Genomic DNA, 25,605 nt, shown 5'->3' with positions numbered 1-25,605 from the left:
GCGGCGCGCAGGGCGGCGTCCTCGGCCTCCGGCGAGATCCCCGTCTCGCCGAGCCTCGGCATGGGAATCGAGCCCAGCATGATGGCGTTGTAGTTGAACAGCCGGTGCGACCAGGCGAACTTGAAGAAGGCGTAGACCAGCAGCCCCAGAGGCGCCAGCAGACGCCGCCGCCAGTCGGTCGCGGCCACGTGGTCGGCGAAGGGCAGATCGTTGGAGAGCGCCGCCAGAGCCTCCGCCTGGCCGAGCAGGGCCGCCGCGCCGCCTATCGCGAACATGCAGGCCGAGGCGAAGAAGGCGGAGCCGCTCTGCAGGCTGTTGAGCAGGGCGGCGTCCACGATGCGCTGTTCGCGCTCGGCGGTGCGCAACGCCCATTCGTAGCGTCGGCGCGACATCAGGGCGGCCATGGTGCTTTCGGCGTAGGGTCCGCGCTCGATCCACCAGCCCACCCCGAGCCAGCAGGCCACCGTCCAGAGCGCCGCCATGAGATCCGCGCCGCTGATCAATCCGGTCATGGCGCAGCGGGCCTCCGGCCGAAGCGGATGATCGTGACGAGCACCAGCCAGAGCGTCACGGCGTTCAGCGCATGCCAGAGCCAGTGAGTCCCGAGCGGGAAGGCCTCGCAGATCGAACGGTCGAGGGTGCGGAAGGTCAGCGAGACCGTGAAGACCAGAGCCGCCGCGCCCAGCAGACGCCCCGCCGGATTCCCTCGCGAGATCAGGATCCCCGAAGTGACGATCAGCGCGAACAGCGGCGGCAGATAGCCTTCCGAGCCGTTGAGCGCCCCGCCCGTCAGAGTCCGCAGCCAGCCGCCCGCGAAGCCCACCGCCAGCGCCGCCCCGAGGGTCGCCAGCCCGGCGACCTTCCAGCTCAGCCCGAAGACGCGGTTCAGCGTGGCCGCCAGAGCCGCCAGAATGAAGATCTGGATGGGGATGACGTCGGCCATCAGAGACCAGCGTTGCGCGAAGCTGTGGAACAGGAAGGAGCCGATCCCGATCACGGCCACCAGCCCGCAGAGCCCGAGGATCAGCGGATCCTCCTTGCCGAGCCGCCGCGCCTCGCGCCAGGCGAGGAAGGCCGCGAGCACGAAGGCCGCGTTGGTGACGGCGTTGATCGGCTCCGACCAGAATTCCGGTCCGGTGCGTTCGCAATAATTGTCGAGGGGGGTCAGCCAGCGGCTCATGATCTCTCCGGCGGTGGCGGTCTTTCCAGTGACGAGGGGACCGGTCGCAAGGGGGCGCAGCCCGGACAGCATAAGGCGAATCCGTGAAGCTTTCGGCCTCTTTTCGGCCTTCGCTTCACGCTTCCCGATGAAAAAGACCGCGCTCCTTGCGAAGCGCGGCCCTGAAGTCTGAATCGGGAAAAACGTCAGTTCTTCGCGTAGTACTCGATGACGAGGTTCGGCTCCATCTGCACAGGATAGGGCACGTCGGTGATGGTGGGCATCCGGACATAGGTCGCGACGCCCTTGGCGGAATCGACCGAGAGGTAGTCCGGGATGGAGCGCTCGCCCGACTGGGCCGCCTCCAGCACCAGCGCCAGCTGACGCGACTTCTCCTTGATGGCGATCACGTCGCCGACGCGGCAGACGTAGGAGCCGATGTTGACGCGCTTGCCGTTCACGGTCACATGGCCGTGGTTCACGAACTGGCGGGCGGCGAAGACGGTCGGCACGAACTTCGAGCGGTAGACGATGGCGTCCAGACGGCTCTCCAGCAGGCCGATCAGATGCTCGGAGGTGTCGCCGCGGCGACGGTCGGCCTCGGCGTAGATCCGGCGGAACTGGCGCTCGGAGATGTCGCCGTAATAGCCCTTGAGCTTCTGCTTGGCGCGGAGCTGCTGGCCGAAGTCGGACATCTTGCCCTTGCGGCGCTGGCCGTGCTGGCCCGGGCCGTATTCGCGGCGGTTCACCGGCGACTTGCCGCGGCCCCAGAGGTTTTCGCCGAGGCGGCGGTCGATCTTGTATTTCGCATTGGCGCGTTTGGTCATGTCGGTCGTCCAATCGGTTCGAATATGGGCGCGTCCTCCTCGGCTCTCCCTTCCGGGAGACGACAGAAGCCCCGGAGGGCCTCGCGGACGCGAAAAAACGCCGCCCTAACGGACGGCGGATGCGGGACTTACTCCGGCTTGCGCCGGAAAGTCAAGGCCGGGAAGGACGCAGGCCCCGAAGCCTTCCGGCTGCGGGGCCCGCGCCTCCTGTGGAGGAGGTCGGCGCGAAGGTCAGCGGCTCACGTACATCGAGCTCGTGTCGCGGAAGATGCGGGTGAAGGCGCTCTTCAGCTGCACGCCGGTGTCGACGGCGAAAGCCTGGTCGGGATCGCTCGCGCAACGGCTCATCGAGTCGAGCGAGCCGGCGGCGCCGTCGGTGAAGGCGATGGTGTAGACCTTGATCCCCCGGGCCTTGGCCGCCGTGCAGACCTGTTCGAAATAGGAGAAGCTCGCCCGGCAGGCCTTCTCGACGCGCGTCTTGACGACGCCCGTGGCGTCGGTGGCGGCGCTGGCCGCCATGCAGGCCGAGATGGCGCCCGCCGAGATCCCGTTCGCGACGGATCCGGTCGCGAACTGGTCGACGTAGGGCGTGTTCTGGAAGTTCGAGAAGGCGCCGTCCGTCATCATCACGATGGCCTTGCCGACGTTGTAGGCGTCGTAGGCCACGGGCAGGCGGTCGGGCGCGACGTAGGACTGGCCGCCGCCGCCGCCGCCCGTCAGGCCGAGGCCCTGGAGCAGGCCGGTGGTGATCTCGGTCACGAGGTTCCCGACCTCGCCCAGAGCCAGATTGTCGAGGATCCCCTGCACCACGTCCAGCGGCAGGATCGAGGTGATCAGCTGGAAGCGTCCGGAGGAATCGGTGGGCTTGATCGCCCAGGCGCCGCCCCAGTTCGGCGAGATGGTGCGCCAGGCCCACTCCATGCCGAGATGTCCGGCGGTGGAGCCGTAGGCCACCATGTTCCGGGCGTAGGCGCGCATCTCGTTGACGTCGTTGGTCAGGGGCAGCACGTGCATGACGGGCGACACCCAGCTCTTGTGGATGAAGTTGGCGCCGAGGCTCTGGCGCAGGTCGTCGCGCATCTCCATCCTCAGGGCCTGGACGTCCTGATAGGTGAAATAGAGGCCCTTCTCCTGATTCGGCGGCAGATCCTGCGTGACCTTGGTCAGGCCCTGCTCGGCGGCCCAGAGGCCGTCGTTGAGATAGGCCGCCCGCTGGTAGAAGGCGGCGCTGCTCAGGGTGGACGTGCAGTATCCGCGGCCGTTATAGGACAGGCACTCGCCGATGGACTGATATTTCAGCGTCTCCTGGGAGCCGCTCGTGGTGCGCTGGATGCCGTAATAATCGCCCATGTAGTTCGTGCGCGTCCTGGCCGCGCCGAAGAAGCTGTGCGGCGAGGGGCGCGTGTTCTGGATCGAGCCGCCCCGCACCGAACTGGGGGTCAGGGCGCCCCGGAGGTTGGCGACGTTCACGCCGCTCGCGTAGGGGACCATCGAGACGTAGACGTTGTTGCCGTTCTCGGTCTCCTGGGCGGCGATTTCGTTGAACATGGCGCCGAGGGCGTCGCGCAGGGCGTCGAGCCGCGTTCCGCCGCCGGGCATGGGTTCGTTCATGGAGCCGCTCATGTCGAGCGCCAGCGCGATCTCCATGCGGCGCGCGCCCGGAGGCGTGACCTCCGAAGCCACGCGGGGCGTCATCCTGTCCGCGACGGAGCTGGGCATGGGGAAGATCGCGTCGACGTTGAAGACCACGCGGCCGTTGATCACGCCCTTCTCGTCGTCGTAGACCGCTTCGATCCGCATGTCCTTGGCCGAGATCCCGGCGTCCTTCACATAGGACTGCAGATAGGCCTCGACGATCCTCTGCGGCGTGAGATATTCGTCGGAACGCGCCGCGCTCAGCAGGGCTGCGTCCAGCGCGCGCTGCATGTCGGCGCGCGTTTCGAAGGTGTGGGCCACCGTCGCGGACAACGCGACCGCAGCCACGGCGACGCCGATGGTCATGCCGCCCACGGTCGCGACGGATCCGCGCCGACCCTTCAGAAAGCTCGAGATCTTGTTCTTGCGCATCATCGCTCCTCCACTGAAGCAGATCCGATGATCGCCCGAAATGGCTAGTTTTATTTTAAATCACGGTTTGTCTTATGTAATAAAAACCTCCGCCCTCCCGAAGAACAACTCCAAGGAATTCATAAAATTATTTCAATAATGCGTCGTTCATGATGAACGGATTCCTGAGATTCCGCTCTTTTCTTCTTGCAGGGCCTTCCCCGGCGTCTTCCGGGGCGGCCTCTGGCGCGGCCTGATTCCCTCAGGCGCCCGCGCCCGGCGCCAGGGCCTTCAGACGCGCGGCGGCGCCCTCCGGAGCCGTCCAGAACGCGGCGGAGGGCGCGAGGAAATCCGCCTTCCCCCAGAGCGCCGCAGCCAGAGCCGGGTCCGGGGCGATCTCGGCCACGCAGGGAATTTCGATCATCGCCTGCCACCAGAGGATGAGTTCGCGCAAATCCGGGTCGGCGTCAAGCCCTTCGAGGGGGCCGAAGGCGACGTAATCGGCTTCGCGCTCTCCGGCGGTGAGGCCCTTGTGGCGGGAATCGCCGCAATCCACGCCGAGGATGGCCCCGCCTCCGATGGCGGCGCGAGCCTCGGTCATGGCCTTCAGCGCATGGGGTCCGGAGAGATGGACGCCGTCCAGCCCGTAGGGGCGGACCAGATCGAAGCGGTCCTCGACGAGCAGCGCCACGTCGTGAGCGTGGCAGGGCGCCTTCAGCGCGTCGAGCAGGGCCGCCGCCGCGCGGTCGGCGAGCCCTTCCGCCAGCGGCACCCTCAGACAGGCGACGTCCGCCGCCGCGAAGGCCTCGGCGCAGAGGGCGGCGAAGGCTCCGGGGTCGGCGATCTCGGCGGGCGCGACGAGGTAGAGCCGCGTCGGCGCGGATTCGGCGGACTGCGCCATGATTCAGGACTCCGCCGTCTGGGTTTTCTTCGTCGCGGTTCGGGGCTTCGCCGCCTTGGGCTTCGCGGCCGCCTTCTTCTTCGGAGCCGCCTCCCCCTCGTCGCCCGCAGGCTCGGCCTTCGCCCTGGCGGGCGCCTTCTTGGCGGCGGGCTTCTTCTTCGGAGCGGCCTCGGCGCGGGCGGCCAGCAGAGGAAGGGCCTGCTCCATGGTCAGGTCTTCGGGCTTGACGTCCCTGGGCAGGGTCGCGTTGACTGCGCCCCATTTCACATAGGGCCCGTAGCGCCCGGCCATGACGTTGACCGGCGCGCCGTCCGCGGGATGGGCGCCCAGCTCCTTCAGCGGCGCGACGGCGGCGCGTCCGGAGCCCTTGGCGCGCTTCTGCGCCAGCAGATCGACCGCCCGGTTCAGCCCGATGCTGAAGACCTCGCGCCATTCGGGAAGATTGGCGTAGGTCTTCTCATGCTGCACATAGGGCCCGAAACGCCCGAGATTGGCGCGGATCTCGCCGCCTTCGGGATGCTCGCCGACCAGACGCGGCAGCGACAGGAGCTGAAGGGCGAAGTCCAGATTCACCTCGTCGAGGGCGACCCCGCGCGGCGGAGAGGCGCGCGGCGGCTTCTCGCCCTCGCCCTTCTGGACGTAGGGCCCGAAACGGCCCACGCGCAGCGTCACGGCTTCGCCGTCGGGGGCCTGGCCGAGGGGCTTGCCCTCGGGCGGCAGGGCCTCGGAGCTTTCGCCGTTCTCGCCCTCCTCGACGCCGAAGGGGCGCGTATAGCGGCATTCCGGGTAATTCGAGCAGCCGATGAAGGCGCCGAACTTGCCGGTGCGGATCGAGAGCCGCCCCTTGCCGCAGGTCGGGCAGAGGCGCGGATCGGAGCCGTCTTCCTTCGGCGGGAAGACATGAGGCTCAAGGGCTTCGTTGATGCGCTCCAGCACGTCGCCGACGCGCAGCTCCCGGGTGGCCTCGACTTCGCCGTTGAACTCGGTCCAGAACTCCGCGAGGAGCTTCTTCCAGTCGGCCTGACCGGCGGTCACGTCGTCGAGCTTCTCCTCGAGCCCCGCCGTGAAGTCGTATTGCACGAGCCGGGCGAAGTAATTCTCCAGGAAGGCCGTGACGAGCCTGCCCTTGTCTTCGGGGATCAGGCGGTTCTTGTCCTTGCGGGCGTAGCCGCGATCCTGGATCACCGTGATGATCGAGGCGTAGGTCGAGGGGCGCCCGATGCCCAGCTCCTCCATGCGCCGCACGAGGCTGGCCTCGGTGAAGCGCGGCGGGGGCTGGGTGAAATGCTGCTCGGGCGTGACCGCGCCGCGTTTCAACGCCTCGCCCTGGCTCAGGGCGGGCAGACGACGGGAGTCTTCGTCTTCGGCGTCGTCCTGGCCTTCCTGATAGAGCGTCAGGAAGCCGTCGAAGAGCAGGACCTGGCCCGTGGCGCGGAAGGCCGCCTGAGAATCGGCGCTGACGATCTCGGCCACGGTGCGCTCGAAGCGGGCGGATTCCATCTGCGAGGCCACGGCGCGTCGCCAGATCAGGTCATAGAGCTTCGCCTCCTCGCCCGCGAGGTCGGCCTTGTCCGGATGGCGCGAGGCCTCGGTGGGGCGGATGGCCTCATGGGCCTCCTGGGCGTTCTTGGCCCTGGTCTTGTAGACCCTCGGGGCCGAAGGCAGATATTGCGCCCCGTAGCGGCTGGAGATCTCCGAGCGCAGGGCCTGCACGGCCTCCGGCGCGAGGTCCACGCCGTCGGTGCGCATGTAGGTGATCCAGCCCGCCTCATAGAGCTTCTGGGCCACGCGCATGGTGTTCTGGGCGCCGAAGCCGAGCTTGCGGCTCGCCTCCTGCTGGAGGGTCGAGGTCATGAAGGGCGGCGCCGGATGGCGCTGGGCGGGCTTCTGCTCGACCGCCTCGACGCGGTAGTCCCGGGCGGCGGCGAAGGCGACGGCGCGTTTCGCGTCCTCTTCGGTCGCCAGATCGAATTTTTCGAGCTTCTTCCCTTCGCTCCTGACGAGCCGGGCCTCGAAGCCGCCTTTCGCCGCCCCGAAGGCGCCGGAGACGGTCCAGTATTCGCGGCTCTTGAAGGCCTCGATCTCCATCTCGCGCTCGACGAGGAGCCGCAGCGCCACCGACTGCACGCGTCCGGCGGATTTCGCCCCCGGCAGCTTGCGCCAGAGCACCGGCGAGAGCGTGAAGCCCACGAGGTAATCCAGAGCCCGCCGCGCCAGATAGGCCTCGACCAGCGCCATGTCGATCTGACGCGGGGCCTGCATGGCCGCGAGGACCGCCGGTTTGGTGATGGCGTTGAAGACCACCCGCGAGATCTTCGAGTCCTTCTTCAGCGCCCGCCGGGCGCGCAGGGCCTCCACGAGATGCCAGGAGATGGCTTCGCCTTCGCGGTCGGGATCGGTGGCGAGGATGAGCGTCCCGTCCTCCCTGACCGCCTGGGCGATGTCCGAGAGGCGCCTGGAGGATTTGGGATCCACCTCCCAATCCATGGCGAAATCCTCGGCCGGGCGCACCGAGCCGTCTTTCGCGGGCAGATCGCGAACATGGCCGTATGAGGCCAGAACCTTGAAGCCGCTCCCGAGATATTTCTCGATGGTTTTGGCTTTGGCGGGGGATTCCACGACGACGACGGCCATAAGCCTTGCATCTCCTGCTATACGCGGCGCGAAGATGGGCGAGGTTCCGGAGCTCTGTCAACCCGCCTCTCCGGGGAAGCGCCGCCGCCCGGAGTCCCGGAGGCGCGGGATTCTCCCCGCAGGCGATCCGCTTCCTCCGTTCGCGACCAGAGGCTTGCGCCTTGCAATCAGAAGGAGAAGATCCGGGAGGAGAAGACGCGGAGGACGTCGCGACGGGGCTTCGCGCCGGAGGCCGGGGCTCTGGTCTTCCTGCGGCCTCTTGCCTCTGCGCCGCGCGGGGCCTATATCTCCGCCTCGAGGACGACCTCCCCATCATGGGCCGCGCCCTGCGGCGATTCTCCCGGGACGACCCGGCTGCGTCAGGATCGGATCTCCCTCCATGCGCACCCCCGCCGACCGCATCCGCCACGCCCTGTTGTTCGAGATCTTCGCGCTGCTCATCGCCGTGCCCGGCGGCATGCTGCTCTTCGGGCTGGAGATGAAGGACATGGGCGTGATCGCCGTGGGCGGCGCGACCATCGCGACGCTCTGGAACTACGTCTACAACTGGGGCTTCGACCACCTCATGGCGCGCTGGCGCGGAACCACGCAGAAGACGCCGCTGATCCGCGTCGGCCATGCGATCCTGTTCGAGGTCGGGATCCTGCTGCTGCTTCTGCCCTTCATCTCCTGGTGGCTGGGGATCAGCCTCTGGGAGGCGCTGCTCATGGACATCGGCATGGCGATCTTCTACGTGGTCTACGCCTTCGCCTTCAACTGGGCCTATGACCGCGTCTTTCCGGCGCCCGAATGGGCCGGGAAGACGCAGGCCGGGCGCGTCTGAGCCCGATCTTCGCCACGGAGCGCGCCTGGATCCGTCCGGTCTGCGGGGCGGATGCGGAGAGGCTCCGGGCCTATCACCTGGCCAACCGGGCGCATCTGGCCCCCTGGGAGCCCGAGCGTCCCGAGGGCTTCCACGATCCGGAGGCCTGGCGCGCGCGCGCCGCGCTTCAGGCGGAGAACATCCGTCAGGGATCCGGCTATCATTTCCTCGCCGGCCTTCACGGAAGCGGGGAGATCCTGGCGCTCTGCGCTTTCAGCAATGTGGCGCGCGGGGCCTTCCTCGCCTGCCATCTGGGGTATTCCATCGACGGCGCGCATCAGGGGCGCGGCCTGATGTCCGAGATCCTGTCCGCCCTGATTCCCCATGTCTTTCAGGACTGCGGCCTGCATCGGATCATGGCGGCCCATCTGCCTGAAAACGAGCGCAGCGCGCGTCTTCTGGCGCGGCTCGGCTTCGAGCGCGAGGGCCATGCGCGGGCCTATCTGAAGATCGCGGGCCGCTGGCGCGACCATGTGCTGACCGCCCGCATCGCCCCCGATCCTCCGGTCTAGCGCCGCGCGCTCTCGGCCTGGGAGAGGATTTCCTGAAACAGGCTGGCCGTCAGGCGTCCGAAGCGCTCCCAATCGCCGTGAGCGGTCTTGCGGGCTTCGAGAAAGCCCTGTCCGAACCAGTTCCGCCCGTCGCAGAAGACCGCGAAGAGCGTGAAGCCTCCCGGCTGGGGCGGGTTCACCGGCGCGACCTCGCGCAGGCGGCAGGCCGGACCCGAGCCCGGAGGCGAGGCGCCGTTGAAGATCAGCACCAGACGCGCCTTCTCGTGCTCGTCCTCGAAGCCGCCCGGCGCGACGGCCCGGAACCGGATCCCCGCCGGGAGTCCGGCGGGAAGCTTCAGCCGCGCGGCGACCTCGGAGGGTTCGACTCCGGCGAAGGGCGTCCCGTGGATCTCGGTCGGGATGCCCCCCCGCGTCGAGAGGGTGTAGAGCGTCCCCTTGCTCATCAGCGCCAGCGAATCCACGCGGGTGATGGTGTAGGCGTCGCAGCCCCCGAGCAGCCCGAAGGCTCCGGCGGCCAGCGCCCCCATCCGCGCGAGGAATCCGCCGCGTCCGCGCATCAGGCGGCGCTCTCCAGGCGGGCGATCTCCTCGCCGAGCGCCAGAAGACGCCGCGCCGTGACCACATGCAGATTCTCGACGATCCTGCCGTCCACCACCGCCACGCCTTCGCCGCGCGCGGTGGCCTCCTCGTAGGCCGCCACCTGACGCCGCGCGAGATCGAGATCGGCCTCGGCGGGCGCGAAGACCTCGTTGGCCGTGGCGATCTGGTCGGGATGGATCAGGGTCTTGCCGTCGAAGCCGAAGGCCCGGCCCTGACGACAGGACTCGCGGAACCCCTCGACGTCCTTGAAGGCGTTGTAGACGCCGTCCACCGCCGCCAGGCCATGGGCGCGAGCCGCCAGCAGGGTCAGGCCCAGCGCCGTGACGATGGGCTCGCGGGCGGGCGCATGCTCGGCGTGGAGATCCTTCACGAGGTCGTTGGAGCCCACCACGATCCCCGCCAGACGCGGCGAGGAGGCCGCGATGGCCGCGATGTTCAGCGCCCCGAGCGGCGTCTCCATCATGATCCAGATCTTCGTCTTGTCGGGCGCGCCGAGCTTCTCCAGCTTCGCGGCGACCTCGCGGACGAGTTCGGGCGTCTCGACCTTGGGCAGCAGCACGGCGTCCGGCCCGGCCCTGGAGGCGGCGGCGAGATCCTCCTCGCCCCATTCGGTGTCGAAGCCGTTGATGCGCACGAGGATCTCGCGGCCGCCGAATCCGCCCGCCTTCACCGCTCCGGCGACCAGCTCGCGCGCCACGATCTTTTCGGAGGGCGCCACGGCGTCCTCGAGGTCGAGGATCAGCGAATCGGCCTTGAGGCTCCGCGCCTTCTCCAGCGCCCGCTCCCGCGAGCCGGGCATGTAGAGGACGGAGCGGCGGGGACGAAGGGAAGCTTGAGCCATGACGTGATCCTCAGGCGAATTCCGGAAGGCGAATCCTCGGGGGGTTTGCAGCGCAACAGGATTAGCTTCTTTCGCGCGACGGCGAAAGATGATTGCGCTCGCGACGAAAGGGCGAGAGCGAATCGCTCCCGCCCGGCTGCGCGTCGGCGCTCAGATCGCCCCGAGGCACCAGTTCAGCACGCCCTTCTGGGCGTGGAGCCGGTTCTCGGCCTCGTCGAAGACCACCGAATTGGGCCCGTCCATGACGGCGTTGGTGACCTCCTCGCCGCGATGGGCGGGCAGGCAATGCATGAAGAGCGCGTCGGGCCTGGCGACCTTCATCGCCTTCTCGTCCACCTGATAGGGGCTGAGCAGGTTGTGGCGACGGATGCGGGTGTGCTCGGGATCATGCATCGACATCCAGCTGTCGGTGACGACGAGATCCGCCCCCGTCAGGGCCTCGCCCGGATCGCGGGTGACGCTCACGCGGGCCTGGGTCTTCCGGGCCCATTCGAGCACGTCGCGATCCGGCGAGAGCGATTCGGGGCAAGCCACCACCAGCTCGAAGTCGAGCTGGCCCGCCGCATGGATGAAGCTCGCGCAGACGTTGTTGCCGTCGCCGAGCCAGGCCACCTTCTTGCCCCGGATCGGGCCGCGATGCTCTTCGAAGGTCAGCACGTCGGCGAGGATCTGGCAGGGATGGGTCTTGTCGGTCAGGCCGTTGATCACCGGGACCGTCGCCGCCTCGGCCAGCTCCAGAAGCTTGTCGTGCTCGAAGGTGCGGATCATGATCGCGTCGACGTAGCGCGAGAGCACGCGGGCCGTGTCGGCGATGGTCTCGCCGCGCCCGAACTGCATCTCGGCGCCGTTGAGGACCATCGTCGCCCCCCCGAGCTGACGCATGGCGAGGTCGAAGGAGACGCGGGTGCGCGTGGACGACTTCTCGAAGATCATCGCCAGCATCTTGCCCTTGAGCGGCGCGTCCTCGTCGGGAGCGGCGGCGGCGCCGAGGCCCGCCCGGGCGCGTTTGCGACGTTCCGAATCCGTGAGGATCGCGCGCAGATCCACGCGCGAAGCCTCATGCAGATCCAGAAAATGCCGACGTCCCGCCGCCAGACCCGCGGCGTCCTCCTGAGCGTTCATCGCGCTCTCCCTCTGCTGGTCGTCGGAGCGTCTTCCGACCGAACCGGGTCGTTCGAACGCTCCCCCTTCCTGGGTGGTCGCGCTTTCGCGACGCGAAGCCTGATCGGCTTCGCTGAAAAGCGCTCTAGGTCACGCCGCCGGAGCGGCGCCGACGGCCTGCGCCGCCTTGTCGAGCCGCCGCAGCGCCTCGTCGATCTCCGCGTCGGAGATGTTCAGCGGCGGCAGAACGCGCGCCACGCTCTCGGCGCCCGGCGCGAGCAGAACCCCCGCCGCGCGGCCCGCCGTCACGAATTCGGCGTTGGACCTGCGGCAGACGAGGCCGAGGATCAGCCCCTCGCCGCGGACTTCCGCGAAGACCTCGGGGTGGCTCGCCACGAGCCCTTCGAGGCCCTGCCTCAGGCGTCCGCCCGCCCGCAGGACCTGCGCGAGGAACTCCGTCTGCGGCAGCTCCTCCATGATCGCCAGCCCGACGGCCATGGCCAGAGGATTGCCGCCATAGGTGCTGCCATGCGTGCCGACCACCATGCCGGAGGCCGCCTTCTCCGTGGCGAGGCAGGCGCCGAGCGGAAAGCCGCCGCCGATGCCCTTGGCCACGGCCATGACGTCCGGGGCGATCCCGGCCCATTCATGGGCGAAGAGCTTGCCGGTGCGGCCCATGCCGCATTGAATCTCGTCGAGGATCAGCAGGAGGCCGTTCTCGTCGCAGATGCGGCGCAGCTCCTTCAGCTTCTCGGCGCCGAAGGGCTTGATGCCGCCTTCGCCCTGGATGGGCTCCAGGATGACGGCGGCGGTTTCCGGAGCGATGGCGGCCTTCACGGCCTCCAGATCGCCGAAGGGAACCTGGGTGAAGCCCGGCAGCAGAGGCCCGAAGCCCTTCGCGAGCTTGTCGCCGCCCGCCGCCGCGATTCCCGCGCTGCTGCGTCCGTGGAAGGAGCCCTGAAAGGCGATGATCCCGCTCTTCTCCGGCTGGCCGAGGCTGTAGAAATAGCGCCGGACCATCTTCACCGCGCATTCGATGGCTTCGGTGCCCGAATTGGTGAAGAAGACGGTGTCGGCGAAGGTGGTCTCGACCAGCCGCCGCGCCAGAGCCTCCTGACCGGGGATCTCGTAGAGATTGGACACATGCCAGAGCTTCGCCGCCTGATCGCTCAGCGCCTTGACGAGCTTCGGATGGGCGTGGCCCAGCGCGCAGACCGCGATGCCCGCCGCCAGATCCAGATATCGTTCGCCGGAACGCTCGATGAGCCAGGAGCCTTCGCCGCGCTCGAAAGCCAGGGGGGCGCGGGCGTAGGTGGGCAGAACGGGCGAGATCATGGCTGAACTCCAAAGCAAAAAGCCGCCCCCTCGGGGGGCGGCGCGCGCCCTATGCTAAGGGCCGGGCGACGGCGGCGTCAAGCGCAGAGAGAAGCCGGAAGCCTTTTCGCCCCTCAGGAGGCGGTCAGCCAGTCGCGCAGGGCCGCCGTGACCGCCGCCGGGCGCTCCAGAGGCGCCAGATGCCCCGCCCCCTCGATCAGCGCGAGCCGCGCGCCGGGAATCGAGAAGGCCATCTCCTGCGCCAGTTCGGGCGGCGTCAGCGCGTCCTCCGTCCCGACGAGCACGAGGCTCGGAACCCGGATCCCGGCGAGATCCGGACGGCTGTCGGGGCGGCTGAGGATCGTGCGGGTCTGGCGGATGAAGCCTTCCGGCCCGACGCGATGCGCCATGGCCTCGAAGACCGGCCCGACCTCCACGCGGTTCTCCGGCGCGACGAGCTTGGGCGTCATGGCCGCGACCAGCTTGCCGAAGCCGCCGGAGCCCGCCAGCTCGATCTGACGCTCGCGGTCTTCGCGACGCTCCTGCGAATCGGCGCGGGCGGCGGTGTCGAGCAGCGCCAGACGCGTCACGCGTTCAGGCGCCTGGCGCAGGATCTCGAAGGCGAGATAGCCGCCCATCGACAACCCCGCCAGAACGAAGCTCGGCGGAGCCTTCTCGAGGATCGCGGCGGCGGTCTCCGGGACGCTCTCTCCGGCGCCCTGATCGGCGACTTGAATCTCAAGCAAGTCGGAGAGGTCGCGGATCTGGGCCGCGAACAGCTCCGCGTCGCAGAGCAGGCCGGGAACGAAGAGGGCGGGCCGAGGGGAGGACATGGGGGATCTCCTTATCGCCTTTTTCAGGTCGCCGTCATCAGGGCGGGCCTCGCGAGGAGGCCCCGCTCCGGCGCATCCTGGGGCTTTTCGCGCCGCGAGGGAACCCCTCGCCCCGACCTGCGCGAGGGCGGGCGGAAGGATCGGGTTAAACCTTGTTCATCATGTGTGAAAACGCTGGCTTCCGCGCGCGAAGGCACTACGTCTTAAGACGTAGGCACGAATCGAGCAACGGCGCGCCGCGAATCCGGCCAGACGGCCCGAGGGCGCGCCTTTGGAGTGAGCGTTCATGAAGTTCAAAATCGCCGCCGTCCTCATGGCGGGCGTCGCCCTTGCGGGCTGCGACTCGAGCACGACCACGACGACGAGCACCACCCCGCCGGCTCCGGCGACGGTGAGCGCGCCCGCGACGCCGGCTCCGGCTCCGGCCGCTCCTGCGGCGCCCGCTCCCGCCGCCCCCGCTGCGGTCGACGTCGCGCCCACGCCCGAGCCCGCTCCGGCGCCGGTCCAGGTGGCTCCGGCTCCGGGCTCCGCCCCCGCCGAGCCCGCTCCGGCGGCTCCCGAAGGCGCGGTCGCTCCTTCCCTCGACGCCCCGCCCTCGGAAGAGGTCCCGGTCATCGAGGAAGAGGAAGTGATCATCGAGGACGTCGCTCCGGTCGAGGAAGAGGCTCCGGCCGCCGCCCAGCCGCAGTAAGGCCGCCTCGCAGGCCGAATTCTCCGGAAGCCGGGGCGCGTCGCGTCCCGGCTTTCGCACGCCCCTCCTCCGGCCGCAGGAGGTGACAAGGGGGCCTCCGGCGCGCTAGACCCTCCGCATCGCGCCTCCCGCAGGCGTCGAGACAGCTTCGGACGGGAGTCGCCTCTTGCGCGCGTCGCCAATTCCATCCTCTCTGTTCCGCCTCGGCGCTCTGGAGAGCCTGCCGCTGATGTTCGCCATCATCCCCTTCGGAATCATCTGGGGCGCGGTGGCGGCGGCGGCTGGACTGGATCTGCTCCAGACGGTCATGATGTCCGTGACGGTGCTGGCGGGGGCCTCGCAACTGGCCTCGGTGGAGCTTCTGAAATCCGACGCGCCGATTCTGGTGGCGGTCGTGGCGGGAGCGGCGGTGAACCTGCGCTTCCTGCTCTATTCGGCCTCCATGGCGCCTTACTGGCGGGGCGCGCCCTTCCGGACCCAGGCCGCCGCCGCCTACATGCTCTTCGATCAGCCTTACGGGCTCTGCGCCGTGCGCTACCCGCGCCAGCCTCAGGAGACGCCCGTCGAGCGGCTGGCCTATTTCCTCGGTTCGGCGGTCGCCTTCACGCTGGTCTGGCATGTCGCTTCGGCTCTGGGATGGTCGGTGGGGGCGCGCATCCCCATGGACTGGGGCGTCGACTTCATCGTTCCGCTGAGCTTCCTGGCGATCTTCGCTCCGGCGCTGCGGGACAAGCCCAGCTGGTTCGCGCTGATCGTGGCGGCGGGTTCGGCGCTGCTGCTGCGCGGCTTGCCCTACGGGCTGGGGCCTCTGGTCGCGGCGGGGATCGGCGTGGCGGCGGGGATCTGGAGCGAAAGCCGCCTCGCGGGCAAGGAGGCCCGGTCATGACCGCGGTGGATCCCGCCCGCTTCTGGATTCTGGCTCTGGCGCTCGGGGCGATCACCTACGCCATGCGCCTGTCCTTCATGGCGCTGATGCGCCGTCATGCGCCGCCTCCGGGCTTGATCCGGGCGCTGAAATTCGCGCCCTTCACGATCCTGCCCGCGATTCTGGCGCCGATGGTGGTCTTTCCGGCTTCGGGCGGAGGGGCGGTCGATCCCTTGCGGATCCTGGCGGCTGTGGCGGCGCTGGTCGTCGGGGCGGCGACCCGCAGCATGCTGGCGACCATCGGCGCGGGAGCGGCGGTCTTCTGGGGTCTGGGAGCCTTGCTGTGAGCGAGGGCGGAATCTTCCTGCTGGCGGGCGAGGCCTCGGGCGACCGGCTCGGGGCGGCGCTGATGCGGCGTCTGCGCGAGATCGCCCCGGAGCGCCCGCTCTACGGCGTTGGCGGAGAGGCCATGGAGGCCGAAGGGCTTCGCAGCCTCTTTCCCATGCAGGATCTGGCGGTGATGGGCTTCGCCGAGGTGATCCCCAGCCTGCCGCGCATCCTGCGGCGGCTGAAGCAGGCGACGGCGGAGATCGCCAGGCTCAAGCCTGCGGCGCTGGTCACCATCGACGCGCAAGGCTTCTCGAAGCGGCTCCAGACCCGCGCCCGCGAGGTGTCGCCGCAGACGGCCCGCGTCCATTACGTCGCGCCGACGGTCTGGGCCTGGAAGCCGGGCCGCGCGCAGAAGCTCGCAGGGCTGATCGACCATCTGATGGCGCTCTTCCCCTTCGAGCCGCCTTATTTCACCGTCCACGGCCTGAGCTGCGATTTCGTCGGGCATCCGGCGGCGGAGCGCGTCGGCGAGGCCGATCCCCGGGCGGCGGAGGCTCTGGCGCGGGATCTGGGGCTCTCGCCCGAGGCGCCGGTTCTGGTCGCTCTGCCGGGGAGCCGTCGCGGCGAGATCGCGCGTCTGGCCGAGCCCTTCGGCGCGGCTCTGGGACTGCTGAAGGGCCGCCATCCGGATCTTCAGGCGCTGCTGCCCATGGCGGAGGGCTCGGCCGCCCTCGCCGTCGAGGCCGCCGCGCGCTGGCCCGTGCGGCCGCATCTGCTCGATCCGCGCGGACAGCCCTTCGCGCAGAGCGAGGCGCGGAAATTCGCGGCCTTCCGTCTGACGGCGCGCGACGAGACGAGACGAGGGGGCGCGGCTCTGGCGGCCTCGGGCTCGGTGACTCTGGAGCTGGCCGCCTGCGGAGCCCCGATGGTCGTCGGCTACAAGGCGCATCCGCTGAGCGCGGCCATCGCCCGGCGGCTGCTGAAGATCGACACGGCCACCCTGCCCAACCTGCTGAGCGGCGAGAAGGCGATCCCCGAATATTTTCAGGAGGATTGCACGCCCGAAGCCCTCGCGGCGGCTCTGGAGCCGCTGTTGCGCTCCGGCCCCGGGCGGGCGCGTCAGGAGCGCGCGGCGGCCAGAGCTCTGGCGGCGCTCGGCGGGGGCCCCGGCGAGGAGCTGCCTTCCCTGCGGGCCGCGCGGAGCCTTCTGGCGGCGATCCGGCGCAAGGAAGCTGCGGCCATTGTTTCCTGAGCAGAACGCTCTGTTTCCGGCTTTCGTCTTTGCACGACGCGGAATCGGGTTAGATTGCTGGGCGAAGGCCCGGTCCGTCCCCCGGTTCGGGCCAGGATTCATGAGGATCTTTCAAGCATGAGCAAGCTGAAACTCGCCGTCGTCATCGGCAGCACCCGCGAGACCCGCTTCGGCCCCAAGCCCGCGAAATGGATCGCCGACCTCGCGGCGCAGCGCCCCGAATTCGACGTCGAGATCGTGGATCTCAAGGACTTCGACCTGCCGCTGTTCAACGAAGCGGCCTCCAACGCCTGGGCGCCGAGCAAGGATCCCCGCGCCGTCGCCTGGCAGAAGAAGATCGGCGAATTCGACGCCTATGTGGTCGTCGCCGCCGAATACAACCATTCGGTCACGGGCTCGCTGAAGAACGCCTTCGACCAGGCCTATGTCGAATGGGCGCGCAAGCCCATCGGCTTCGTGGGCTATGGCGGCGTGGGCGCGGCCCGCGCCATCGAGCACGCCCGCAACATCGCCGTGGAGCTCCAGATGGTCCCGGTGCGCTCGGCGACGCACATCGCCGGCGGAGACTTCTTCGCGGTCTGGCAAGGCGGCAAGGAAATCAGCGAGATCGAGGGCAGCATCGGCGCTTCGGCCAAATCGCTCCTCGACGAACTCGCCTGGTGGGGCGCCGCGACCAAGGCCGCCCGCGCTCAGGGCTGAGCCCCCTTCCTTCAGGCTCCCGGCGCTGGATCTCTCCGGCGCCGGGGGTCTTCACGTCACCATTCGCCCGTATTGGGCATGGAGGCCCAGGGCTCCTGCGGCGGCAGAGGCGCGCCGCGCTGGAGCAGCTCCACCGAAATCCCCTCCGGCGAGCGCACGAAGGCCATGTTGCCGTCGCGCGGCGGACGATTGACGGTCACGCCCCCCGCCTGGAGCTTCGCGCAGGCGGCGTAGATGTCGTCCACCTCATAGGCGAGATGGCCGAAGTTGCGGCCGCCCTTGTAGGCCTCCTCGGAGCCCCAGTTATAAGTCAGCTCGACCTGCGCGTCCGGCTGGTCGGGCGGCGCGAGGAAGACCAGCGTGAACTTCCCCTTCTCGTTCTCCACGCGCCGGACCTCGACCAGCCCGAGCAGATCGCAATAGAAGCGCTTCGACTCCTCGATGTCCCGCACGCGCACCATCGTATGCAGATATCTGAGGCTCATTCTCCGTCTCCTTCTGGTCAGACCGACGTCTTCTGTAGCCGCTCCGGAGCCCCGGGGAAAGCCGCCCGGCGTGGCGGACGCGCCTCTTCCCGCGCCGATCCTCGGATGCGGACCCTCCCCGGCTTGCGTTCGGAGGCCTCGCGGCCAATATCCAGCCCATGCGATTCTCCGACGCCTTTCTGGACGAGTTGCGCGCCCGGGTCTCGATTTCGCAGATCGTCGGCGCCAAGCTCGCGTGGGACCGAAAGAAGTCCCAGCCCGCCCGGGGAGACTTCTGGGCGCGCTGCCCCTTTCATCAGGAAAAATCCTCCAGCTTCCATGTGCTGGAGGGCAAGGGAATCTATTACTGCTTCGGCTGCCACGCCAAGGGCGGGGCGCTGGAGTTCGTCATGAAGACGGAGAACCTCAGCTTTCCCGAAGCGGTGGAGCGCGTGGCGGCTCAGGCGGGCATGCCCCTGCCCTCGCGCGATCCCCAGGCCGAGGCCCGGCGCGAGGCGCAAGGCGGGCTGGTCGAGCTGAACGAGGCCGCGATCCGCTTCCATCGCAGCCAGCTCCACGGCGCCGCGGGCCGCGAGGCCCTGGACTACCTGCGGCGGCGCGGGCTCACGCCCCAGACCATCGAGGCCTTCGAACTGGGCTACGCCCCGGCGACGGGGTCGGCTCTGGCGCAGCATCTGCGGCAGGGCGGCGCCTCGGCGAAGGATCTGGAGACGGCGGGGCTCTGCGCCGCGCGCGAGGACGGATCGCTCTACGACCGGATGCGCGACCGGGTGATCTTCCCCATCCGCGACGCGCGCGGACGCGCCATCGCCTTCGGCGGACGGGCGCTCTCGGCCGACGCCAAGGCGAAATACCTGAATTCGCCCGAGACGCCGCTCTTCCACAAGGGCGACACGCTGTTCAACGTCGCCCGCGCCCGGGCCGCCTCCCGCGAGGCGGATCTGATCGTCGTCGAGGGCTACATGGACGCCATCAGCCTGACTCAGGCGGGCCTGTCCAGAATCGTGGCCCCCCTTGGCACGGCCTTGACCGAGTCCCATCTGAAGACCCTCTGGCGAATCGCGGACGAGCCGATTCTCCTGCTGGACGGAGACGCCGCAGGCCAGCGCGCCGCAGATCGCGCCGCGGATCTGGCCTTGCCGCTCCTGACGGCGGGAAAGTCGCTGCGTTTCGCCTCGCCTCCGGCGGGCCGCGATCCGGACGACCTCGCCCGCGAAGGCGGAGCGGCGGCGGTCGAGGCCGTGCTGAAGACGGCGGAGCCCCTGATCGCGCGGCTCTGGCGACGCGAGACGGAGGCCCGCCCGCTCGACACGCCGGAGCGGCGCGCCGCCTTCGATTCGCGGCTGAGGGAGCTGCTCGCCCTGATTCGCGAATCAGACGTGCGGGCTCACTACACGGCGGCGATCCGCGAGCGCCGGGCGGCGCTCTTCGCGCCGGCGGGCGCGGCCCGCGAGGAGGCCCGGAGCAGGGGCGGCTTCGCTCCGGGGGCGAGACGAACAAGTTCCGGCGGGAGACGCGCAGGGCGCGGAGCAACCTGGGAGGCGCCGATTCTGACAACGAATTCAACACGCGAATCCCGCCTCAAACAGGATGCGGGCGCCATGGGCCGCAAGGCTCTGGAAGCGCGGATCCTGCTCGGCTGCCTGCGGCGGCCCGCCCTGATCGAGCGATTCGAATCGGATCTCTGGAGCTGGGACTTCGATTCGCGGCGGCTTGACTTGATTCGCGACGGGCTCCTATCGTCCGCCGCCGCGCGAATCGCCCGTGGGGAGGCGCTCACCGAGGAGGATCTGCGCGCGGATCTCCGCAAAAGGCTGGGAGAAGATCCCGGAGCCCTGCTCGGCGCGCAGCTGACCGCGCAGGTTCCGAGCGGCTCCCTGCGCGCCGAGGCCTCCGAGGCCGAAGCGCGGGCGGAGATGGAGAAGGCCTTCCAGGCGCTGGCTTCCTTCTTGCAGGCTCGGGCGCCTTCCGCTCCGCCGCAGGAGGATCCCGATTTCGAGGAACGCCTCGCCCGCAAGCGCGCGGCCGCCATGGCGGCCGTCGGCGGGAAGGCCGACGGCGTCGACACCGACCGCGACCGCGCGGATCTCGACGCCGCCATAGCCAGCGCCCGCGCGGCGAAGGCGGCGAAACGGCGTCGGTGACGACGCGAACGGCGAAATTTCGACAGGCGCCCTCACCACGGCGAAGGGGCGTTCGGACCAAGGGGACGGCAATGGCGGACAAGGAAATGGACGGCGCGACGGAGACGGCTGCGCCCGTCGGCGAAGCCACGCAGGCGGAGCTCAAGAAGCTCATCGCCCAATCCAAGGCGCGCGGCTGGATCACCTATGACGAACTCAACCGGGCCCTGCCCTCGGATCGGGTCTCTCCAGACCAGATCGAGGACATCATGTCCATGCTCAACGACATGGGCGTGAACGTCATCGAGGAGGAGGAGGCCGAGGCCACCGAAGCCCGCGCCGCCGCCGCCGAAGAGGCCCATGAAGAGGAGGAGCCTGAAGCCGCCGAAGGCGAAGAGGCCCGACTCCCCGCCGCCGCCGCAGGCAACGCCGGCGAAATGGACCGCACCGACGATCCGGTGCGCATGTATCTGCGCGAGATGGGATCGGTCGAGCTGCTGTCGCGCGAGGGCGAGATCGCCATCGCCAAGCGCATCGAGGCCGGACGCAACGCCATGATCGCCGGGCTCTGCGAGAGCCCCCTCACCTTCCAGGCCCTGACCATCTGGCGCAAGGAGCTGCTCGAGGAGCAGATCCTCCTGCGCGACGTCATCGACCTCGACGCCACCTTCGGCGGCCGCGAATTCGAGGGCGAGGAAGGCCCCGACTTCGCCGAAGCCGAAGGCAAGCTCGACGAGGCGCCCGAAGCCCCGCCCGCGCCCCGTCCGGCCGCTCCGGCGCCGAAGGCCCAGCCCGCTCCCGCCGCCCCCGAGGCCGTGAAGGCGGAGAAGCCCGCGCCCGCCAGGCCCGAAAAGCCCGCCAGGCCCCTCAAGGCCGCCCGCAAGGACGACGACGAGGAGGAGGACGAGGAAGAAGAAGAGCTGCCCGAGGAGGAAGAGGAGGAGGAAGCCGCCGCCGCCGAGGGCGAAGCCGACGCCGAAGAGGAGTTCGACGAGGCCAGCGTCTCGCTGTCGGTGATGGAGGCCCAGCTCCGGCCTCAGGCTCTGGAGGCGCTGGGGCGCATCGCCGAGCTCTACGAAGAACTGCGCGGCATGCAGCATTCGCGCATCCAGGCGGCGCTCGCCGCCGGAGACCGCCTGACCCAGGATCAGGAGCGGGCCTATCAGCGCGTGCGCGCCGAGATGGTGGTGCTGGTGAATCAGCTCCATCTGAACCCGCACCGCATCGAGACGCTGATGAACCAGCTTTACGGGTTCAACAAGCGGCTCATCTCGCTGGAAAGCCAGATCGCGCGGCTCGCGGACAGCCACAAGGTCAAGCGCGAGGACTTCCTGCGCGAATATTACGGCCGCGAGCTCGAACCCGGCTGGACGCTCCGCGTGGGCAAGCTCGGCAAGACCTGGACGAAGTTCATCGAACGCGACGGCGCCCGCGTCGAGAAGCTGCGCGACGACGTCGCCGAGATCAGCCATGCGGTCGGCGTGGACATCGCCGAATTCCGCCGCCTCGTCCAGAGCGTGCAGAAGGGCGAGCGCGAAGCCCGCATCGCCAAGAAGGAGATGGTCGAGGCCAACCTCCGGCTGGTGATCTCCATCGCGAAGAAATACACCAACCGCGGCCTCCAGTTCCTCGACCTGATCCAGGAAGGCAACATCGGCCTGATGAAGGCGGTGGACAAGTTCGAGTATCGCCGGGGCTACAAGTTCAGCACCTACGCCACCTGGTGGATCCGTCAGGCGATCACGCGCAGCATCGCCGATCAGGCGCGCACCATCCGCATTCCGGTGCACATGATCGAGACGATCAACAAGCTCGTGCGCACCGGACGCCAGATCCTCCACGAGATCGGCCGCGAGGCCACCCCGGAGGAGCTGGCCGGCCGTCTCCAGATGCCTCTGGAGAAGGTGCGCAAGGTCATGAAGATCGCCAAGGAGCCGATCAGCCTCGAAACCCCCGTGGGCGACGAGGAAGACACCCAGCTCGGCGATTTCATCGAGGACAAGAACGCGGTCCTGCCGCTGGATTCGGCCATCCAGCAGAATCTCCGCGAGACCACCACCCGCGTCCTGGCCTCCCTGACCCCCCGCGAGGAGCGCGTGCTGCGCATGCGCTTCGGCATCGGCATGAACACCGACCACACCCTGGAGGAGGTCGGCCAGCAGTTCAGCGTCACCCGCGAGCGCATCCGCCAGATCGAGGCCAAGGCCCTGCGCAAGCTCAAGCATCCGAGCCGCTCGCGCAAGCTGCGGAGCTTCCTCGACAATTGATCTCCGGGATCGACGGGATCCGGAAAGGGGCGCTGCGGCGCCCTTTTTCTTTCGCCCTCCGCGCGGAATCGCCGTCTTGCGCGCAGGGGCTCCGCGCTCCATATCGCAGGCGAAGTTCCGGCGAGGGAGGGCGCGACATGACTCGACCGACCTGCGAGATCCGGGAGGCTCATGGCCTGCGCCTTCTGGCGCTGCCCCGCGAGGGCCTGGCCATCCTCTGCGAGGCGGACGCCGACGAGATCCTCGGCGAGGCCTGGGGCCGCGACGCGGATCTGACCCTCATCCCGGCGGAGAGGCTGGGCGCCGCCTTCTTCCGGCTGGAGACGGGGCTCGCCGGAGCGATCCTGCAGAAATTCGTGAATTACCACATGAGGATCGTCATCATGGGCGATCTCGCCGCCCTGAGCGCTCAGAGCCGCGCCCTGCGCGACTTCATCCAGGAATCCAACCGGGGCGAAAGCGTCTGGTTCGTGGCCTCGCCGGAAGAGCTGGAGCGGCGGCTCGCGGCGCGGGCCGCCTGACCTTCAGGAGGCGGCGACCGCCCCACGCGCGGCGGGCGGCGCCTCGACGTCGATCCGCACGCCCTTGCGGCCCGCGAGATCCTGAATGAACTGCCAGGCCACCCGCCCCGACATGGCGCCTCGGGTCTGGCGCCATTCGACGGCCTCGGCGCGCAGCTCCTCGGGCGTCACGGGGATGGCCCAGGCCTTGGCGTAGCCCTCGATCATGGCGAAATATTCGTCCTGGCCGCAGGGATGGAAGCCCAGCCAGAGCCCGAAGCGATCCGAAAGCGACACCTTCTCCTCCACCGCCTCACCGGGGTGGATGGCCGTCTGACGCTCGTTGTCGATCATGTCGCGCGGCATGAGGTGGCGGCGGTTCGAGGTCGCATAGAGCAGCGCATTGGGCGGACGCCCCTCGACGCCGCCGTCCAGCGCCGCCTTCAGCGCCTTGTAATGGGCGTCGTCCTTGTCGAAGGAGAGGTCGTCGCAGAACATCACGAAGCGATGCTCCGGCGCCTCGCGCAGGATCGAGAGCAGACGCCCCAGCGTCGGCAGATCCTCGCGCAGGATCTCGATCAGATGCAGGCTTCCGGGCCGCTCCGCCTCGATGTCGGCCTGGATCGCCTTGACGAGGGCGCTCTTGCCCATGCCCCGCGCGCCCCAGAGCAGGGCGTTGTTGGCGGGCAGCCCCTCGGCGAAGCGCCGGGTGTTGGCCAGCAGCGTGTCGCGGGCGCGGTCGATCCCCACCAGACGCGCCAGAGGAACCCGGCTCACGCGCGTCACCGGGTCGAGCCTTTCGCCCGCTCCGCGCCAGACCCAGACCGTCGCCTGAGCGAAGTCCGGAGCCGGGGCCGGAGCCGGGCTGATGCGCTCCAGAGCCTCCGCGATGCGCCGCAGGGAGTCGGCCTGCCCGAATTCGATGGTCATGAGGTCTTTTCTCCTCCGGCTTCGGCCTGCTCTGCGGCGGCTTCGCGCGCGTCCTCTTCGGCGCGCCTGCGCTCGAAGACGCGCAGGAGCCGGATCGAGATCTCGTAGAGCAGATAGACCGGAATGGCGAGGATGGTCTGGCTCAGCGGATCGGGCGGCGTCAGCAGCATGGCCATGAAGAAGATGCCCACCACCGCATAGCGGCGTCCGCGCGCCAGCTGATCCGCCGAGACCACCCCCATCCGCCCCAGCAGGAGCAGGATCACCGGAAGCTGGAAGCAGATGCCGAAGGCGAAGAGCATCGCCTTGATGAAGCCCAGATATTCGCTCACCCGGTTGACGTTGCGGATGGGGATCCAGCCTTCCTGCTTCTCCTGCTCGGCGAAGCCGATCAGGAAGTCCAGGGTCATGGGCACCACGACGTAATAGGCCAGAAGCGCGCCCAGCGCGAAGAGGAAGGGCGTCGCCACGAGGAAGGGCCCGAAGGCGGATTTCTCGTCGCGATAGAGCCCCGGCGCCACGAAGCCCCAGAGCTGCGAAGCCATCACCGGAAACGAAAGGAAGAACCCGCCCCAGATCGAGAGGTTCAGCTTGGCGAAGAAGGCCTCCTGCGGCGAGGTCGAGATCATCTCGGCGGCGGGATTCACCTTCAGCAGCGGCTGCGCGAGGATGTTGTAGAGATCGCGGTTGAAGACGTAGCAGAGGATGGAGCCCGCGATCAGCGCCAGAAGCGCCCAGATCAGCCTCTTGCGCAGTTCGGCCAGATGCTCGATCAGCGGCGCGCGCGAGGCTTCGATGTCGTCTTCGTCTTTCATCGCGGAGGGGCCTCAGCGGGAGGGGTCGGAAGGGGCGGAGGCCGGAGCAGCCGCGGAGGCCGCAGGAACCGCGGCCGACGGCGGAGCGGCGGCGTCGCCTTCCCCGCTCGGGAGCGGCGGCGCGGGCGCAGGAGGAGACGGCGTCGCGGGCGAAGGCGTCGCGGGCCGGGGCGCTCCGGCGCCGGGCGCAGGCTTCGGCGGCGCCTTGATGGCGTCGGTCACGCCGCGCATGGCCGCGTCGAAGGGATTGCGGATGGACTTCAGGTCGCGGAAGCTTTTCTGGGCGTCGCGCAGATCCTCGTTGTCCATCTCGCGGGCGGCCTCCTCCATGGAGCGCTGGAACTGCGCGGCCAGGCCCCGCAATTGCGCCACCCATCGCCCGAAGGCGCGCATCATGTGCGGCAGATCCTTCGGCCCCACCACCACCAGGGCGACGATGGCGCAGAGAAGCATCTCGCTCCAGCCGATCTCGAACATCCGGGACTCCTCTCAGGCCGCCAGACCGCGCGGCGACGGCCGCGCAGGAAGCGGCCGCGCCTTCGACGTCAGGCGCGATCCCTGGACCGGTCGCCCTCGATGATGGTCGCGTTCGCGCCGGGGGCGGCGGGGTCGGTGGAGTCGAGCTTGCGGGCGGCGACGTCGGCGCTCTCTTCGCCTTCGTTCAGGCCCTTCTTGAAGCCCTTGATGCCCTTGCCGAACTCCGACATGACATCCGAGATCTTGCCGCGCCCGAAAAGCACGACCACGAGAATGGCCACGATCAGCAGCTGCCAGACGCTGAAATTGGCCAGAAGGACGGCGTTCATATCTTGCTCCTTTGGAGGTTCGGCCCGGAGGCTCTCGAGAACTCCCCCAGAAACTCCCTTCCGTCCTATTTAGGGGTTTCGCTCGGGAAGGCAAAGAGGCGATTGCGTCGCCCTCCGGAAGCCGGAGAAGCCGCCGCCCCCTCGGGAGGCGAGATTGCGGCGGGCGCGCTTCGGTCCTATAGCTCCGGCCTTCAGCTCCGGGGCGCGCAGGG

26 protein-coding genes are annotated in these 25,605 nt (G+C 68.9%); 10 read left to right on the top strand and 16 right to left on the bottom strand.

What is annotated here, in order from left to right; genetic code table 11:
- From PHN62_RS11420 to topA, 6 genes are all read right to left on the bottom strand, one after another.
- Positions 1-512, bottom strand: a 512-nt coding sequence (locus tag PHN62_RS11420) for a DUF599 domain-containing protein (protein WP_300150570.1), incomplete at its 3' end; no start/stop codon positions are given.
- On the bottom strand, positions 509-1,180 hold the full coding sequence (locus tag PHN62_RS11415) for a ceramidase domain-containing protein (protein ID WP_300150568.1): 672 nt from the start codon (positions 1,178-1,180) through the stop codon (positions 509-511). The genes PHN62_RS11415 and PHN62_RS11420, both read right to left, overlap by 4 nt.
- Before the next feature lie 185 nt (positions 1,181-1,365).
- The gene (gene rpsD / locus PHN62_RS11410; RefSeq protein ID WP_018632199.1) at positions 1,366-1,986 is read right to left on the bottom strand and encodes a 30S ribosomal protein S4; all 621 of its coding nucleotides are present in this window, start codon (positions 1,984-1,986) and stop codon (positions 1,366-1,368) included.
- A 231-nt stretch (positions 1,987-2,217) separates the two neighbouring features.
- On the bottom strand, positions 2,218-4,053 hold the full coding sequence (locus PHN62_RS11405; protein WP_300150565.1) for a hypothetical protein: 1,836 nt from the start codon (positions 4,051-4,053) through the stop codon (positions 2,218-2,220).
- A gap of 241 nt (positions 4,054-4,294) precedes the next feature.
- Complete coding sequence (locus tag PHN62_RS11400; protein ID WP_300150563.1) at positions 4,295-4,933, bottom strand: thiamine phosphate synthase; 639 nt, start codon at positions 4,931-4,933, stop codon at positions 4,295-4,297.
- Between the two features lie 3 nt (positions 4,934-4,936).
- Entirely contained in the window at positions 4,937-7,567 is a 2,631-nt protein-coding gene (topA, locus tag PHN62_RS11395; protein ID WP_300150560.1) for a type I DNA topoisomerase, read from the bottom strand.
- A gap of 379 nt (positions 7,568-7,946) precedes the next feature.
- Between topA and PHN62_RS11390 the strand changes: the two genes are divergently transcribed.
- Positions 7,947-8,390, top strand: coding sequence for a PACE efflux transporter (locus PHN62_RS11390; RefSeq protein WP_300150557.1), 444 nt, complete (start codon positions 7,947-7,949; stop codon positions 8,388-8,390).
- On the top strand, positions 8,357-8,941 hold the full coding sequence (locus PHN62_RS11385; protein ID WP_300150554.1) for a GNAT family N-acetyltransferase: 585 nt from the start codon (positions 8,357-8,359) through the stop codon (positions 8,939-8,941). The genes PHN62_RS11390 and PHN62_RS11385 overlap by 34 nt, the downstream gene beginning before the upstream one ends.
- Here the strand turns inward: PHN62_RS11385 and PHN62_RS11380 are convergent.
- The 5 genes from PHN62_RS11380 to PHN62_RS11360 form a co-directional block, all read right to left on the bottom strand.
- A complete protein-coding gene (locus PHN62_RS11380) occupies positions 8,938-9,498 on the bottom strand; it encodes a hypothetical protein (protein ID WP_300150551.1) in 561 nt (186 codons plus the stop codon). The genes PHN62_RS11385 and PHN62_RS11380 overlap by 4 nt on opposite strands.
- A complete protein-coding gene (locus tag PHN62_RS11375; RefSeq protein ID WP_300150549.1) occupies positions 9,498-10,382 on the bottom strand; it encodes a CoA ester lyase in 885 nt (294 codons plus the stop codon). The genes PHN62_RS11380 and PHN62_RS11375 overlap by 1 nt, the downstream gene beginning before the upstream one ends.
- Positions 10,383-10,532: 150 nt before the next feature.
- Complete coding sequence (gene argF, locus PHN62_RS11370; protein WP_300150547.1) at positions 10,533-11,504, bottom strand: ornithine carbamoyltransferase; 972 nt, start codon at positions 11,502-11,504, stop codon at positions 10,533-10,535.
- Positions 11,505-11,633: 129 nt separating this feature from the next.
- On the bottom strand, positions 11,634-12,818 hold the full coding sequence (locus tag PHN62_RS11365; protein WP_300150545.1) for an aspartate aminotransferase family protein: 1,185 nt from the start codon (positions 12,816-12,818) through the stop codon (positions 11,634-11,636).
- A 113-nt stretch (positions 12,819-12,931) separates the two neighbouring features.
- The gene (locus tag PHN62_RS11360; protein ID WP_300150542.1) at positions 12,932-13,630 is read right to left on the bottom strand and encodes an alpha/beta fold hydrolase; all 699 of its coding nucleotides are present in this window, start codon (positions 13,628-13,630) and stop codon (positions 12,932-12,934) included.
- A gap of 286 nt (positions 13,631-13,916) precedes the next feature.
- Here PHN62_RS11360 and PHN62_RS11355 point away from each other — a divergent pair, with 286 nt between their 5' ends.
- From PHN62_RS11355 to PHN62_RS11335, 5 genes are all read left to right on the top strand, one after another.
- Positions 13,917-14,321, top strand: a complete 405-nt coding sequence (locus PHN62_RS11355) for a hypothetical protein (RefSeq protein ID WP_300150540.1) — start codon at positions 13,917-13,919, stop codon at positions 14,319-14,321.
- Between the two features lie 229 nt (positions 14,322-14,550).
- Positions 14,551-15,207: an AzlC family ABC transporter permease gene (locus PHN62_RS11350; RefSeq protein WP_300150537.1), complete on the top strand. Its 657-nt coding sequence runs from the start codon at positions 14,551-14,553 to the stop codon at positions 15,205-15,207.
- Positions 15,204-15,533 carry an AzlD domain-containing protein gene (locus PHN62_RS11345; protein ID WP_300150535.1) on the top strand — a complete coding sequence of 110 codons (330 nt, stop codon included), beginning with the start codon at positions 15,204-15,206 and terminating at the stop codon, positions 15,531-15,533. The genes PHN62_RS11350 and PHN62_RS11345 overlap by 4 nt, the downstream gene beginning before the upstream one ends.
- Positions 15,530-16,768, top strand: coding sequence for a lipid-A-disaccharide synthase (locus tag PHN62_RS11340; RefSeq protein ID WP_300150532.1), 1,239 nt, complete (start codon positions 15,530-15,532; stop codon positions 16,766-16,768). Before PHN62_RS11345 ends, PHN62_RS11340 begins: the two co-directional genes overlap by 4 nt.
- Positions 16,769-16,885: 117 nt before the next feature.
- Complete coding sequence (locus PHN62_RS11335) at positions 16,886-17,467, top strand: NADPH-dependent FMN reductase (protein ID WP_300150529.1); 582 nt, start codon at positions 16,886-16,888, stop codon at positions 17,465-17,467.
- Between the two features lie 56 nt (positions 17,468-17,523).
- Here the strand turns inward: PHN62_RS11335 and PHN62_RS11330 are convergent, their stop codons facing one another.
- Entirely contained in the window at positions 17,524-17,952 is a 429-nt protein-coding gene (locus PHN62_RS11330) for a VOC family protein (RefSeq protein WP_300150526.1), read from the bottom strand.
- A gap of 158 nt (positions 17,953-18,110) precedes the next feature.
- Between PHN62_RS11330 and dnaG the strand changes: the two genes are divergently transcribed.
- From dnaG to PHN62_RS11315, 3 genes are all read left to right on the top strand, one after another.
- Positions 18,111-20,096 carry a DNA primase gene (gene dnaG / locus PHN62_RS11325; RefSeq protein WP_300150523.1) on the top strand — a complete coding sequence of 662 codons (1,986 nt, stop codon included), beginning with the start codon at positions 18,111-18,113 and terminating at the stop codon, positions 20,094-20,096.
- Between the two features lie 71 nt (positions 20,097-20,167).
- Positions 20,168-22,342, top strand: a complete 2,175-nt coding sequence (rpoD, locus tag PHN62_RS11320; protein ID WP_300150519.1) for an RNA polymerase sigma factor RpoD — start codon at positions 20,168-20,170, stop codon at positions 22,340-22,342.
- 137 nt (positions 22,343-22,479) lie between these two features.
- Positions 22,480-22,863 carry a DUF4180 domain-containing protein gene (locus PHN62_RS11315; RefSeq protein WP_300150516.1) on the top strand — a complete coding sequence of 128 codons (384 nt, stop codon included), beginning with the start codon at positions 22,480-22,482 and terminating at the stop codon, positions 22,861-22,863.
- Positions 22,864-22,866: 3 nt separating this feature from the next.
- Here PHN62_RS11315 and PHN62_RS11310 read toward each other — a convergent pair whose 3' ends face one another.
- The 4 genes from PHN62_RS11310 to tatA all read right to left on the bottom strand — a co-directional run bounded on the left by PHN62_RS11310 (position 22,867) and on the right by tatA (position 25,393).
- Positions 22,867-23,772, bottom strand: a complete 906-nt coding sequence (locus PHN62_RS11310; RefSeq protein ID WP_300150513.1) for an ATP-binding protein — start codon at positions 23,770-23,772, stop codon at positions 22,867-22,869.
- A complete protein-coding gene (tatC, locus tag PHN62_RS11305) occupies positions 23,769-24,587 on the bottom strand; it encodes a twin-arginine translocase subunit TatC (protein WP_300150510.1) in 819 nt (272 codons plus the stop codon). Before tatC ends, PHN62_RS11310 begins: the two co-directional genes overlap by 4 nt.
- 12 nt (positions 24,588-24,599) lie before the next feature.
- Positions 24,600-25,064: a Sec-independent protein translocase protein TatB gene (tatB, locus tag PHN62_RS11300; RefSeq protein ID WP_300150508.1), complete on the bottom strand. Its 465-nt coding sequence runs from the start codon at positions 25,062-25,064 to the stop codon at positions 24,600-24,602.
- Positions 25,065-25,132: 68 nt separating this feature from the next.
- Positions 25,133-25,393, bottom strand: coding sequence for a twin-arginine translocase TatA/TatE family subunit (gene tatA, locus PHN62_RS11295; protein WP_300150505.1), 261 nt, complete (start codon positions 25,391-25,393; stop codon positions 25,133-25,135).
- Positions 25,394-25,605 lie beyond the last annotated feature (212 nt).

The organism is Neomegalonema sp., from assembly GCF_028688855.1.
Classification (GTDB): domain Bacteria; phylum Pseudomonadota; class Alphaproteobacteria; order Rhodobacterales; family Rhodobacteraceae; genus Neomegalonema.
This window is presented reverse-complemented; position numbering and strand designations above follow the sequence as displayed.